Origin of the sequence: Chitinophaga skermanii (assembly GCF_003259335.1) — a bacterium.
In the GTDB taxonomy this organism is placed as follows: Bacteria; Bacteroidota; Bacteroidia; order Chitinophagales; family Chitinophagaceae; genus Chitinophaga; species Chitinophaga skermanii.
The window spans coordinates 436834-449308 of the sequence record NZ_QLLL01000006.1 but is presented as its reverse complement, the minus strand read 5'-3'; the positions used below and the strand labels follow the sequence as shown (position 1 = coordinate 449308).

Here is a 12475-nt window from a genome sequence, read left to right as displayed (position 1 = left end):
AAAAACGCTCCTCGAAACAGGAGCGTTTTTTTGTACATTAGAGTGAAAGTATTTCCCTTCTAAACCTCTTAGTTAAGACACATGAAAAAGTTATTTTTCCTATTACTCGTCATCGCATTGCCTTTTGTAAAAGCCAACGCACAAACAGTACCTACTGCCGACGAAGTACTGAAAACCGCCAGCGCAAAAGCAGCAAAAGAGAAAAAGAACGTGTTTGTCCTTTTCCATGCCTCTTGGTGCGGATGGTGTCATAAAATGGATACAGTATTCGCTAAACCGGGTGTAAAAGAATTGATAGGCAAGAGTTATGTAGTAGAACACTTAACAGTGAAAGAAAGTCCACAAAATAAGCACTTAGAAAACCCAGGTGCAGAAGCATTAATGGCTAAATACAATGGCGACAAATCGGGCATCCCGTTTTGGTTAGTGTTCGACCCTACTGGCAAATTAATAGCCGATTCATTCATGCGTCCGGCAGGAGCAGATCTTAATTCGGCAGGCGACAACATTGGTTGCCCTGCTACCGACGAGGAAGTGGCAGCATTTGAAGCCGTATTGAAGAAGTCGACTAAACTGGATGAAAAGCAGATCGCCCAAATTTCGGCAGCATTTCGCGCTGCAAGCCCTAAAAGAAGTTAGTATGAAAATTGGAAATCTCGGGAAAACGTTGTATTTTTCGAGTAGAAACCAATATTCAAGAAATAATTATTTGGAAAAGCACTCGCCTAGCGGGTGCTTTTTTTATTGGCTACTTGTACGCGTGAAGAAACCTTCATATATTGTACATTATGTATATACGTAAGGCCACATTAAAAGACACAAATGCCATCATCGCTTTATGCGTTAGCACAATCGACCAGGTGAATGCGAAGGATTATAATGAAGCACAACGGCAAGCATGGACGAAATCGATATCGGTACTAGATAAGATGGAAAAGCGAATTGGGAAGCAATTTTTCTTCGTAGCAGAAGTAGAGCAGGAGATGGCGGGATTAGGAAGTATAGATAGTAACGGGGAGATTGACCTGTTGTACGTAAGTGCGGCACATCAAACCCAAGGAATAGGCAAGGCATTGTATACGAAGCTGCACGACATAGCAAGGAAACTAATGCTGAAAGAGCTAACAAGCAACGTTAGTATAACGGCGAAGCCGTTTTTCGAGAAATTGGGGTTTGAAGTGGTAGCAGAGCAAGTGGTAGACTTGAAGGGTACTACGTTGAACAACTACAAAATGCGCAGAAGCATGAAATAATTGAACATATACAAGAAGCGAAAAGCCTTGCAAGACTGCAAGGCTTTTTTTATTAGATACATGCTATAACTGGAAAATGAAAATCGTTTTTTTAAGAAAGGTGGCATCACTAATAATCCTCCCCCACGAAGCCTATCCACCTTTCATGGTTTTTAAAATGGACTGTGGTACAACCTTTCATCCAATTATTCTATGAAGAATTGGGATAAAAATGAAAGGCGGCTTTAGCAAGCAAAGAAGTATCCAATTCACAGGCCGCCTTTCGAATAACAAGAAAATGGAGACCCATTTTCTATCCTTGAACCCCAACATCACATCTCTTTAAAAAGGAGGCAGGATTATCTCTCACACGATTTCTACCTCGGAAACCCGCCTCCTGGTTCGTCTTTAGTTAACCTAATTACTTTAACCTATCAACCATTGATATGCACATTTTTTAAAAGAAAGGCAGGTTCATCTCTGCATTACCGGATCAGGTTCCACGACCCACCTTCTTTGGGTTTGTTCAAAAACAGAACATCTTTAGCGTGTATCAAAGGCGACTGTTCTTGATAAAAAAGGTGGGAGCAACAACACGATTCAACAACACATCCCACCTTTTACGAAACGGTGTTCGCATATCCACTGCATTACCGCCGTCTCTTTCATGTGGTTGGGGCAGTATCGTCTACACACTACCTACACTGATTCTTTACTGCCCCGTTGTGTTACAGCTAGGCACTAAAAGCAATTGCTTTACTGCTTAACTGAAATTTTGTAGTTGTTAGTTCATATAATATCTTTTTGTACGTACCGGTAATGCCCGCCCTTAACCACGGCGGGCGCCGGTTGTTCGTATGTATGAAAATGTTCGTATGCTATTGTATAAGTAAGGAAGCTGTTGCTGGAACTTCCAGCAGGAGGCTTGCTTAAACGTTTTGCTTTTTGTGACCATTTCCAGCGATTTGTTTCGCTGTTCATTACATCACAAAGGTCCGACTACTTGGGTTGCTCAAACCTGATCTACATGCTAAAAAGCATTGATTATCATCATGGAAATAATTGATAAGACTCATGAATATTTTCGATAAAAGAAGGTAGATTCTAGTATGATTTTAGTGTGACAATGGTTCAAAAGCAGTGGTAACGGTACTAAGAGGTTAAGAATTCAATATTTTTTTACATAATTTGTTTATATTATAATAATTATTATCTATATTTATAATCACTTTCAAAAAGCAAAAGAAAGCCTTTGAGCAAGCCCTATTTACCTATTTGAAAGAGTTAATGAAATGCCAACATTTATACGCTGCAAGTATCCGGCTGTATCGTGAAGTAAATTGAAAACCGAAGAAGATTAGTTACAACATCGCAAAGAAGAAGAGTAAGAAGCGCGTGTAAAGTTTTTTTGTCCATTGCCATTAAAAGAGACTATCCCCCAAACTACATCCTTAAACCTGGTTAAATACCTGTGCCTCATGTTTCGCAGATTATTAGTATCGGCGGCGCTGTTCATTGTAACAGGCATCGTGATGTTTTTCATCACTTTTTATATCTCTATGGCTACATGGCCTCCAACGACCATTGCATCGGGATTCCGCGGCCACATGCCCGTTAGTCATATGTTATTGGCTTTCTTCTTAGCCTTTATCGTGGCTGTTTTAGCATCGTTAGGTGTGTATTCAAAAATGGACGATAGTCGTAAACGCAAGATGGTTACGCACCGTCATTACGCGTTCAGATACCGTTAATTTATTACGCACAATATGTAAGTAAGTTTTACCGTGGAAATACGGTATAAGGCTTTACTGTCTTTATTCTCGCAGAGCGTTGTTTTTGCGAGGGTGAAGATTTTTTTTCTTTGTATGAAAGGTTTATTTTATATCTTGTGCGCAACCTAACTATTTATAATCCTTATGCCACGTTACAAATATTTATTGTGTGTTTCTTTCTTTGGTAGTATTACCTATGCAATTCTCAATACATTATTTCTGCATGTTATTGTTAATAGTCCACCCATTGAATGGAGCGAAGCATGGTATGGGCTCGGGTGGAATTTAGCAGAAAGTATACTTACGACGGCCTTTATTTTTCTCATGTATAGTGTAATCATGTTTTTTACCTATTTAAAGTATACCGTAGCCCTTGTAAAAACCTGTTTAATTGCTCCCCTAATAGCTATTAGATTGTATTATCTACTTACCTCGAGTGAATTTGATACGGAAGTTTCCTTAGCAAAGGCGGTTTACGCAAATCTTGGTTTAATTATACATGGTGGTGCCATCTTCTTTTTCAACTTGAAACCGGGTTATGTGAACAAGGAGGAGGACGAAATTAAAGAGATTGGGCAATCGTTGTAATTTAAATACAGTTAAGGTTATTCCAATATGTCACTTTACTATACCTCTTTTCTACTAACAAATAAATTTATTTAATAGCGCGAACAGTGCCAGGCTTTTATATGTCCAGATTTCTATACTTACTATGCACCAGTTTTGTATCAAGGATTACCTATACTGTTGTTGAATATTACAGTGATGCTTGGTTGGGAAACAATCCTTTAGATCAAGTTGGAAATTTATCAGATCGATTTAGTGGGAGTCAATTATGGAGTAGGGTAGAAGATTTTCTTTTTACATTGATGATATATACGCTGATCACGTATTTTACGTATCGTCGCTTTTCAGTACTAAAAGTAAAATGGTATTTGTGTTGTTATTGGATAATGACGTTATCGATACTGGTCGTATTTACCATGTTCAATAATTCATTAGCAGATGGTCTTTATATTAGTTTTCTTATTTTACCAAGTTATGTTATGAGTGGGGCTACAATCTTCATTTTCAAATTAAAGCCAGGCAACCTTCAAGCTGTTACAGCAAATGAAATTCAACAAATAGGGCAATCTACAGCATCAACTTCCAAATAGAATTTTATCCAGTGATTGGTTGTATTGCGATATTCATTTTTAATCTAAAACCCCGTAATGTTGCCGATCTTGAAATGATATTCAATCGATTGGCAAATCAGCAGCATAGTTTACCTTTGAATAGGTAATGAAAGTGAAAGTTCGTTCCGATAAACATTACAACATGCGCAAATTTCCATATTTATTGCTGATTAGCTTGATCCCGGTGCTGCTCGTATTGGCTTACCTGTTAAATTCAGTATACCAAGCTTTAGACCCCAACTGGCGTAATAACGAAAGCCTTGTATATTATGTGCGAGAAGTGTCGATTTCGTTTACTATTTTTCATTTGATTTTATTTGGGTTATTGATTTCTGTGTATGCTTTTATAATAAACCGATTGTATGAAATAAAACCCGTGAAATTTATAAAGCAATACCTCGCCATTGTACCATCGGCATTTACATTTATTGTAGGTGGAATAGTGCTTACACGTGCGGGTATTAACAATAGTACGTTGCAATTTTCAGGTGTTTTGTTGGGCTGTTATATAGTGAGTATTGCATTAATTTTTTTGTTGCCTTTGAGGAGTGGGATGAAGACGAGTGCCGATTCAACCAAAACTGAATATTAATAACACATTTAAAGCCGATTTTCTTAAATCCATCTCTGCCTGGGAAAGCGATCACTATTACCGATAAAATCGAGACAATAGGTATTATTCCTGCAAAAGAACCATAGAAAATTATATTATACTTTGTTCCAACTACTTACGTACATTTGACAAGTAATTGTTAGCATTTAGATGTCAGAAGCATTCAAACAGGAAATTCCATTTAGCGCATAGCAAGTATTCATTGTCGCATTCAAAACCGTCATTTAACCATGAAGCCAACAAAGTTTATATCCCTAGTTATATTTTTACCACTGATCGTCGCTCCATTTTTAACAGCCTTAGTGTACGTTGCACTATTTGGGAAAACATTGGGCGAGGAATTGTTATATAGCACCATTTTGCAATTATGGACGAAAGTTGGTTTATACCTTCTACTATCCAGCGCTGTATTATGGGGCGTATTTTATTGGATTCTACGTAGCTTCCATGCCTTCCTTACTACGCAAACCGTTAAATGGGCTTTAAGCTTAGTGCCTATTTTAAGCATTTGTGCTTTAATGGCTTTTGCTGCAAAGCGTGAACCGGGGAATATATTTGTAACACGTGAATCGATAGTGGCCTTTTTCCCATTATTGATTATCTGCAGTATTGGGTTCTTTAAATTGAAGCCTTTCGATGAAGAAGGATATGAAGAAGAATTAAAGAAAATCGGGAAGTAATAAACGATTTATATTATATTTATCCTGTCACGCTACATGAAAAGCGTGGCAGGATATTTTTTACCATGAAACCTAAACAATATAGCTTAGTTACAGTTGGCTTACATGCATTCATCACTTCTCTAATATTTGCCATCTTCGCAAATGCAAGCGTAGAAGCCAACGTTGTGATGCCAGAAGGTATATTTCGTTTCTTACTTTTTCTTGCTGTATATTATGTTATTGATTTTGTATTGATGTACGCAATGGTGCGCGGTTTATTTAATTTATGCTACAAACAATGGCATCGTAACCTGGTAAAAATGCTGGGAGCCATACTACTTATGTTTATAGGGATGCTTACTTTAGGAATAGCACATTGGATCGACTTTAGTACAAGAGCTGCAGAAGTAACTTATATCTTTATTTTCCTTACCTTTTATTCCGCTTTACTGTATGCCCCGATTTGTGCATTCATTAAATTGGCACCTTATCAAGAAGAAATCCACGATATACAATTGATGTCGATAGGCCAGCACTTATCATAATATACCTGTAGGCATCTACCGAGATATATGATTGATGTAACAACGAAGCATTCAATTAAATTTCATTTCTACTTATGAAACCACTTAGATTTACTGCACTAACTACACTCGTACATGCTATAATTGTTAGTGTGGGATTTACCTTTATAGCCCTTCCTCATGCCGAAGATATCTTCGAAAGTAAAGCGCTTACATTCCTTGCCTTGGTATTGGTGTACGGTATTTTTGATTATATCGTAGTCTTCTTCCTTACATTATTATGCATCCACCTAACTTACCGTCGTACCTCTGTGCAAATGATCAAATGGTCATCACCGCTTGCATTTATAGTGTTGGGGATTCTTATAGCAATCGTAGGAGGGCTGGCTGTAGATAGGGCAGAAACCATGTACATGTTTATTGGTTTTGGGATGTTGACTATCGTTATGGCCTTGCTTTTAGCAGGAATTTTGTTTATTTTTAGGTTAGAACCGTTTCAGAAAGAAATAGTAGATGATGAATTATTAAACATTGGTAACGATTTGAATATCTAATACACTAAATATAAAAATCATGAAACCCCAAAAGTTCATTTTCTTCGTTTGTTGCGCACCTGTACTATCAGCTGCCTTTGCAACATGGGTACTCATTCAAATAGTAGGAAAGGCAAGCACCCCGACTTTTTTATATAACCTCGCAGGTTTTGCCAACTATATTGGAGCCGGGTTACTTATTACATGGCTTTGCTATTTTACCGTAGGCTCGTTCTTAGCACAAAGAGCACAATTCACAGCCATGCGCATCTTATTCTCTATCATACCGGCATTTATCATGGGTAAGATCATTTATATGACTATCCAAGACGGTTCCATCTGGATGGATCCAATGTTAGGTGTGGTTACTTCCTACCTCATCCCCGCTATCATATTTTCGTGGGCGGTTCCTATTAGGCCAACTGTAGCTAAAAAAATGGAATTGCAATAGTTCATTTAGCGGTTGAACGTGTTTTAGATCAACTGAATTGCTGATCCTTAACACGAACAAATGAAACCACTAAAATTTACCTTAATGGTAGCGTTTACAGCTACTATTCTTTCTATTGCTGCATTAGCAGGCTTGGTGTATAACCTATTTGGCTCTTTGATGATAAATATGTTGCCAACGCCTGAAGTAATGAAAATTATGGGTACTTGGATTGTATTGATGTTTGCATTGTATACAAGTTCCATAGGTACTATCGTAGCTTGGCGGAAATCCAAGCCGCAAATATTCCAAACAAAACTCTACATCCTAGGTGCAGCATGTATTATTGCCCTCGTATTCCACCTGTGTACCTTCTTTCCCCCGAAACAGTTACACACCGATTGGGTCATTCTTGTTCGCACCATGACGGCCGCTTTATTACCACTGGTGGTCACCATTCCTTTCTTTCAACTTAAAACGAATGCCATATAAAAACAAAAAAGCGATCTCCATACTATAGAGATCGCTTTTTTTTATGCTTATAGCACGCTATTATTCAGCTTGTGCTTTAATCGTTTCTAATGCTTTTTGCACCATTTCATCCTCTTGGTTAATTACTTCATAATAACCATTCAATCTCCAACGTTGACGAGCAAAAATGGATTTCAAACGCAGGCTGATATCTTTATCATCACGGCTTGTTTTTAAGGCTGTATTTACGCCGGCTTTATTTACGTAAGTGTAAAATGCTTGGAGAATTTGTGGTGTAATGTCAAATTCTTGGTTAAAAGCTTTTACATCTTTATACGCTTCGAAGGCCGATTTATGCGCCATGTAATATTCGTAGCAGAACTCGTTGTAAAGGTTTTTATTGTACAACAGTAATTGGATGTGCGAATAGTGTGTTGTATCTACCGGGGTAAATACATCCGGGATAATACCGCCGCCACCATACACAATTCTGCCTTTATGGGTTCTATATTTCACTGTATCGGCTAAGTGAATACTGTCTTTGTTGATCAGCTCACCATCTTTAATACGGTTCGCCAAATCTTCTGCGTACACATCACGACCATCTTTATACGATTTTTGAATAGAACGGCCGGTTGGTAAATAGTAACGCGCAATAGTTAAGCGTAATGCACCACCGTTGCTAAGGTCATATTGATCTTGTACTAAGCCTTTACCAAAAGTTCTTCTACCGATGATAGTACCCCTGTCCCAATCTTGAATAGCACCTGCTAATACTTCGCTCGCAGAGGCCGATTGTTCATCTACCAAAATAGCTAAAGCTCCTTTTTCGAATAAGCCAGGTTGATTGGTTTTATATTCTTTTTTCGCGGAGTGTACACCTTCAGTATATACCACCACTTTGCTACCTTCCAATAACTGGTCGGCAATACGGTAAGCCGATTCTAAGATACCACCTGGGTTTTGGCGAACGTCGATAATAAGCTTTTTCATACCGGCTTTGGTAAGGGTACGTGCAGCTTCCATGAACTCGTCGACTGTAGCTTCGCTAAAGCGGTTGATTTTGATATAGCCCACTTCAGGGTTAATCATATAGCTAGCGTCGACACTGTAAATAGGAATAACGCCTCTTTGAATCTTAGCCGTTTGTAGTTTATTATTACGGAGGAAGGTAACGTCGATTTCCGAGCCACGTGGGCCTCGTAAGAACTTACGGATACGATCGAAGGAGATGTTTACACCGGCAATGGTAGAGTCGCCCACTTTAATCAATTTATCACCCATTTGCAGGCCAGATTTCTCAGAAGGGCCACCTGTAATTACGTTTACAACATTCACCGTATCATTGAAAAGTGAGAATTCAATCCCAATACCTTCAAAATTTCCGTTCAAGTTCTCATTTACACCTTTCAATTGGGTTGGAGCAATGTATACCGAGTGTGGATCTAGTCTTCCCAATAAAGCTTCGATGGCATCGGTTTGCAAATCGTCCATCTGGAGGCTATCTACATATTTATATTGTAATAAACCCATTACTTCTTGTAAAGCATTGCGGTTATTGGGCTTTAAGAATACAACCGAGCTGCTATTACGAGCTGCTGGCATTTTATGACCTAAAAACATCCCCAATGCTAATACCACGGCGAATAAGAAGGGTAAGAATACTTTCAGTTTCCTGTTGTTCGACATAATTCGAATATTAATCGCTTTAATTTTATCCCGGAACTTGGTTTGTTATAATTTGCTAATGTGAAACCGATTTCCTTAACTTGTGGCAAAAATAGGATATTCAATATCAATTCTTCATCCACCTATCTTTTAATTTCCTAAATTAAACGAGGTATGCCTACAAAAGTTGCACTGGTCGCAGACAGTGGCTCAACAAAAACGGAATGGTGCTTAATGAACGGGGATACCCATGCATCCTTCTTCACACAAGGAATCAGCCCATATTTCCAAACGGGCGAACAAATCATTAATATCATAGAGCAGGAATTGCTACCGCAATTACCCCATAAGCTCGACATTAATGCTGTTCATTATTATGGTACAGGATGCGCGTCGCCTAAAAACGCCAGCCTAGTACAAGATAGCCTGAAAAGTGTATGGAATCAAGCTCATGTGGAAGTAAATCACGACCTTATGGCTGCTGCACGCGGCTTATGTGGCCATGAGAAAGGAATTGCCAGTATTTTAGGTACGGGCTCCAACTCGTGCTATTATGATGGGAAGGAAATTATCAAGAATAATCCCGGTTTGGGTTACATCCTTGGCGACGAGGGCAGCGGGGCTTACCTAGGCAAAAAAGTTATTCAATACTACCTCTATAACACCTTCGACGAGGAACTTCGCTTCCGCTTTGATGATAAATTCAAAGTATCAAAAGACGATATACTCGACAACGTATACCGTAAACCCTTGGCCAACCGCTATTTATCTACCTTCGCCCCGTTTTTATCGGAAAACCGTGGCCATTTCATGGTGGAAAATATCTTGGAAGACTGCCTGAACGAGTTTTTCTTCAACCATATTTATAAATACCGCGAAAGCTGGACGGTACCGCTATACTTTACCGGCAGCGTAGCATGGCATTTCAAAGATATATTGCAAGAATTGTGCGACCTGTACGAATTACAACTCGGCAGTATCCAGAAAAGCCCGATGGACGGGTTAATCGCCTATCACAAATAACCAGCATAGCAAAAGACGCAACATATTATGGAATTCGTAAGAGTGACAGAACAAACCTCGCATTACCGCCATTTAGAGCAAATGAGCGTGAACGAGATACTTACCAATATCAATAAAGAAGACCAAACCGTACCAATGGCCGTGGAGAAAGCTATCCCGCAAATAGAGCCATTGGTAAAAGCCATCGCCGATAAAATGTTGGCAGGTGGCAGATTGTTTTACATGGGCGCCGGTACAAGCGGCAGGCTAGGCATTGTAGATGCTTCTGAATGCCCGCCTACATTCGGTGTGCCCCATGGCTTAGTCGTAGGATTGATTGCCGGTGGCGATACCGCCATCCGTAAGGCAGTTGAATTTGCGGAAGATTCTCGCAACCAAGGTTGGGATGATTTACAAGCACATAACATCAGTAATAAAGACGTAGTAGTGGGTATTGCAGCTAGTGGTACCACGCCGTACGTAATTGCAGCCTTGGATAAATGCCGCGAACATGGTATCGTAACGGGCAGCATCTCTTGTAACCCTAATTCCCCTGTTTCCAAAGCTGCCGACTTCCCCGTGGAAGTGGTAGTGGGCCCAGAATTCGTAACGGGTAGTACCCGCATGAAATCGGGTACGGCACAAAAGCTTGTGCTGAACATGATTTCTACAGCCGTAATGATCCAGTTAGGTAGGGTGGAAGACAATAAGATGGTGAATATGCAACTGAGCAACGATAAATTGGTTGACCGCGGGGTGAAAATGTTAATGGAGCAGATAGGGGAAACCGATTATGAGAAAGCGAAAGCACTGTTATTGCAGCACGGAAGTGTGAAGCAGGCAGTGGAAAGCTTGAAATAAGGCTTAATAGAAAATTCATATAATGCCCTGTTCTGCTTGCGGAACGGGGTTTTTCTTTCCTATTCTAAGAAAAAAATCCCATTCTTCCAACAAGCAAATCATCGGCAAAATAATTAATTTGCCCGCATGCACGAGATAGAACCATTTTATAATTGGAGACATTTGTATACGGCCGAAGAAGACGAGCAGTCGCCATTCTTTGGGCGCGAGTATAGCGAATTTGAATATAGTAACACGGTGTATAACTACTATATTCACCCGCAATGGGATTACTTTGGCGCTCCGAACTTATACCTCAAGATTTTGTTTGTTGACTACGATTTCAACTATGCTATCATAGAATTGATAGGAGAGTGGAATGATGCAGTGGAGAACAACATCGAAACCCTAAAACGAGAAATTATCGACGATTTAGAGGCCCATGGCATCTACAAGTATATCTTAATCTGCGAGAATGTATTAAATTTTTTCAGTTCAGACGACTCGTATTACGAGGAATGGTGGGACGATATTAAGGACGAAGGAGGCTGGATAGTGGCACTGAATATGCCTGAACAGACCAAGCAAGAATTCTTAACTGCCCGCTTACAGAACTATGTAGCTGTATTAGAAGAGCCTAAATGGCGAACTTTTCAACCCCAACACCTGTTTAATTTGGTAGATAACTGGATGATGAAACGCCTAGATTAGGCGAGAAACAAGAGGATTCTTGGGATTACTTTCAGAACTTTCAGTTTTTTCTGATAAATATCATTTGGATTTCATTAATCATGTCATAAATTTGCCCGTCATTTCAATTTATCAAATTACAAAAGGAAGCTTAGAACATATCTTATGAAATGGTCACAATTCTTTAGTACCTCGATTGGTAAAAAGTTGCTAGTAGGCGCTACCGGCTTTTTCTTATGTAGCTTCGTAATCGTGCACTTAGCGGGTAACTTCGCTTTGTTGTCGACTGACGAAGGCCGCGGTTTCAACGCTTATGCCGATTTTATGGGCCACAATGGGTTGATTCAATTCATTGCTTGGGGCTTGAAAATCGTCATTCTCCTCCATGCCATCCTCGCATTACAACTTACTTTTAAGAACCGTGCTGCTAGGCCGGTGAAGTATGCTGTACAGCCCGGAAATGCTACTTCTTCTTGGTACAGCCGCCAAATGGCTATCATGGGAAGCATCCTTTTAATCTTCATCATTATCCACTTGAAAGATTTCTGGTATGCAATGCACTATGGTGATTTAGACAAAATCACTTATGATGTAAACGGTAAAGAGTACGCTAACCTGTACAAATCTGTTCACGTTGCATTCAAGGAACTTTGGATCGTGGTGATCTATGTGATTGGTATGATCGGTTTATCATTCCACTTGATCCATGGCTTTAAAAGTGCATTCCAAACATTTGGTTTGAATCACAAGAAATACAATGGCATCATCAACTTCGTTGGTGTATGGTTATTCGGTATCGCAATCCCAGTGGGCTTTGCTGCCATTCCATTGTACATCTATTTCTGTATGTAAGATTAACT

15 protein-coding genes are annotated in these 12475 nt (G+C 39.4%); 14 read left to right on the top strand and 1 reads right to left on the bottom strand.

The genetic code is table 11. The features are described from left to right. Positions 1–81: 81 nt before the first annotated feature. The 10 genes from LX64_RS17615 to LX64_RS17565 all read left to right on the top strand — a co-directional run bounded on the left by LX64_RS17615 (position 82) and on the right by LX64_RS17565 (position 7436). Complete coding sequence (locus LX64_RS17615; RefSeq protein ID WP_111598992.1) at positions 82–639, top strand: thioredoxin family protein; 558 nt, start codon at positions 82–84, stop codon at positions 637–639. Positions 640–788: 149 nt separating this feature from the next. Then, a complete protein-coding gene (locus LX64_RS17610) occupies positions 789–1253 on the top strand; it encodes a GNAT family N-acetyltransferase (protein ID WP_111598991.1) in 465 nt (154 codons plus the stop codon). 1457 nt (positions 1254–2710) lie between these two features. Next, on the top strand, positions 2711–2983 hold the full coding sequence (locus LX64_RS17600) for a hypothetical protein (RefSeq protein ID WP_111598989.1): 273 nt from the start codon (positions 2711–2713) through the stop codon (positions 2981–2983). A gap of 435 nt (positions 2984–3418) precedes the next feature. Beyond that, positions 3419–3592 carry a hypothetical protein gene (locus LX64_RS26075; protein WP_158538661.1) on the top strand — a complete coding sequence of 58 codons (174 nt, stop codon included), beginning with the start codon at positions 3419–3421 and terminating at the stop codon, positions 3590–3592. Positions 3593–4324: 732 nt separating this feature from the next. Next, entirely contained in the window at positions 4325–4774 is a 450-nt protein-coding gene (locus LX64_RS17590) for a hypothetical protein (protein WP_148707364.1), read from the top strand. A 251-nt stretch (positions 4775–5025) separates the two neighbouring features. Further along, positions 5026–5475 (top strand): hypothetical protein, encoded by a 450-nt coding sequence (locus LX64_RS17585; protein WP_148707363.1) that lies wholly within the window; start codon positions 5026–5028, stop codon positions 5473–5475. 65 nt (positions 5476–5540) lie between these two features. After that, positions 5541–6002 carry a hypothetical protein gene (locus LX64_RS17580; RefSeq protein ID WP_111598985.1) on the top strand — a complete coding sequence of 154 codons (462 nt, stop codon included), beginning with the start codon at positions 5541–5543 and terminating at the stop codon, positions 6000–6002. A gap of 74 nt (positions 6003–6076) precedes the next feature. Then, positions 6077–6535 (top strand): hypothetical protein, encoded by a 459-nt coding sequence (locus tag LX64_RS17575; RefSeq protein ID WP_111598984.1) that lies wholly within the window; start codon positions 6077–6079, stop codon positions 6533–6535. Positions 6536–6554: 19 nt separating this feature from the next. Next, the gene (locus LX64_RS17570; protein WP_111598983.1) at positions 6555–6965 is read left to right on the top strand and encodes a hypothetical protein; all 411 of its coding nucleotides are present in this window, start codon (positions 6555–6557) and stop codon (positions 6963–6965) included. A gap of 60 nt (positions 6966–7025) precedes the next feature. Beyond that, positions 7026–7436 carry a hypothetical protein gene (locus LX64_RS17565; protein WP_111598982.1) on the top strand — a complete coding sequence of 137 codons (411 nt, stop codon included), beginning with the start codon at positions 7026–7028 and terminating at the stop codon, positions 7434–7436. Between the two features lie 60 nt (positions 7437–7496). Here LX64_RS17565 and LX64_RS17560 read toward each other — a convergent pair whose 3' ends face one another. Further along, a complete protein-coding gene (locus tag LX64_RS17560; protein ID WP_170132822.1) occupies positions 7497–9104 on the bottom strand; it encodes a S41 family peptidase in 1608 nt (535 codons plus the stop codon). Positions 9105–9257: 153 nt separating this feature from the next. Here LX64_RS17560 and LX64_RS17555 point away from each other — a divergent pair, with 153 nt between their 5' ends. The 4 genes from LX64_RS17555 (at position 9258) to LX64_RS17540 (ending at position 12467) form a co-directional block, all read left to right on the top strand. Then, positions 9258–10106, top strand: coding sequence for an N-acetylglucosamine kinase (locus tag LX64_RS17555; protein WP_111598980.1), 849 nt, complete (start codon positions 9258–9260; stop codon positions 10104–10106). Positions 10107–10133: 27 nt separating this feature from the next. Further along, a complete protein-coding gene (murQ, locus tag LX64_RS17550) occupies positions 10134–10946 on the top strand; it encodes an N-acetylmuramic acid 6-phosphate etherase (RefSeq protein ID WP_111598979.1) in 813 nt (270 codons plus the stop codon). Between the two features lie 126 nt (positions 10947–11072). Continuing rightward, the gene (locus LX64_RS17545; RefSeq protein ID WP_111598978.1) at positions 11073–11636 is read left to right on the top strand and encodes a hypothetical protein; all 564 of its coding nucleotides are present in this window, start codon (positions 11073–11075) and stop codon (positions 11634–11636) included. Positions 11637–11780: 144 nt separating this feature from the next. Continuing rightward, positions 11781–12467: a succinate dehydrogenase cytochrome b subunit gene (locus LX64_RS17540; protein WP_111598977.1), complete on the top strand. Its 687-nt coding sequence runs from the start codon at positions 11781–11783 to the stop codon at positions 12465–12467. Positions 12468–12475 lie beyond the last annotated feature (8 nt).

What these genes read in the sequence shown, in the direction of transcription:
- LX64_RS17560 (WP_170132822.1), bottom strand. Translation starts at nt 9,104, where the DNA reads ATGTCGAACAACAGGAAACTGAAAGTATTCTTACCCTTCTTATTCGCC.
- LX64_RS17585 (WP_148707363.1), top strand. Translation starts at nt 5,026, where the DNA reads ATGAAGCCAACAAAGTTTATATCCCTAGTTATATTTTTACCACTGATC.
- LX64_RS17540 (WP_111598977.1), top strand. Translation starts at nt 11,781, where the DNA reads ATGAAATGGTCACAATTCTTTAGTACCTCGATTGGTAAAAAGTTGCTA.
- LX64_RS17600 (WP_111598989.1), top strand. Translation starts at nt 2,711, where the DNA reads ATGTTTCGCAGATTATTAGTATCGGCGGCGCTGTTCATTGTAACAGGC.
- LX64_RS17575 (WP_111598984.1), top strand. Translation starts at nt 6,077, where the DNA reads ATGAAACCACTTAGATTTACTGCACTAACTACACTCGTACATGCTATA.
- LX64_RS17610 (WP_111598991.1), top strand. Translation starts at nt 789, where the DNA reads ATGTATATACGTAAGGCCACATTAAAAGACACAAATGCCATCATCGCT.
- LX64_RS17555 (WP_111598980.1), top strand. Translation starts at nt 9,258, where the DNA reads ATGCCTACAAAAGTTGCACTGGTCGCAGACAGTGGCTCAACAAAAACG.
- LX64_RS17615 (WP_111598992.1), top strand. Translation starts at nt 82, where the DNA reads ATGAAAAAGTTATTTTTCCTATTACTCGTCATCGCATTGCCTTTTGTA.
- LX64_RS17580 (WP_111598985.1), top strand. Translation starts at nt 5,541, where the DNA reads ATGAAACCTAAACAATATAGCTTAGTTACAGTTGGCTTACATGCATTC.
- LX64_RS17590 (WP_148707364.1), top strand. Translation starts at nt 4,325, where the DNA reads ATGCGCAAATTTCCATATTTATTGCTGATTAGCTTGATCCCGGTGCTG.
- LX64_RS17545 (WP_111598978.1), top strand. Translation starts at nt 11,073, where the DNA reads ATGCACGAGATAGAACCATTTTATAATTGGAGACATTTGTATACGGCC.
- LX64_RS17565 (WP_111598982.1), top strand. Translation starts at nt 7,026, where the DNA reads ATGAAACCACTAAAATTTACCTTAATGGTAGCGTTTACAGCTACTATT.
- murQ (WP_111598979.1), top strand. Translation starts at nt 10,134, where the DNA reads ATGGAATTCGTAAGAGTGACAGAACAAACCTCGCATTACCGCCATTTA.
- LX64_RS17570 (WP_111598983.1), top strand. Translation starts at nt 6,555, where the DNA reads ATGAAACCCCAAAAGTTCATTTTCTTCGTTTGTTGCGCACCTGTACTA.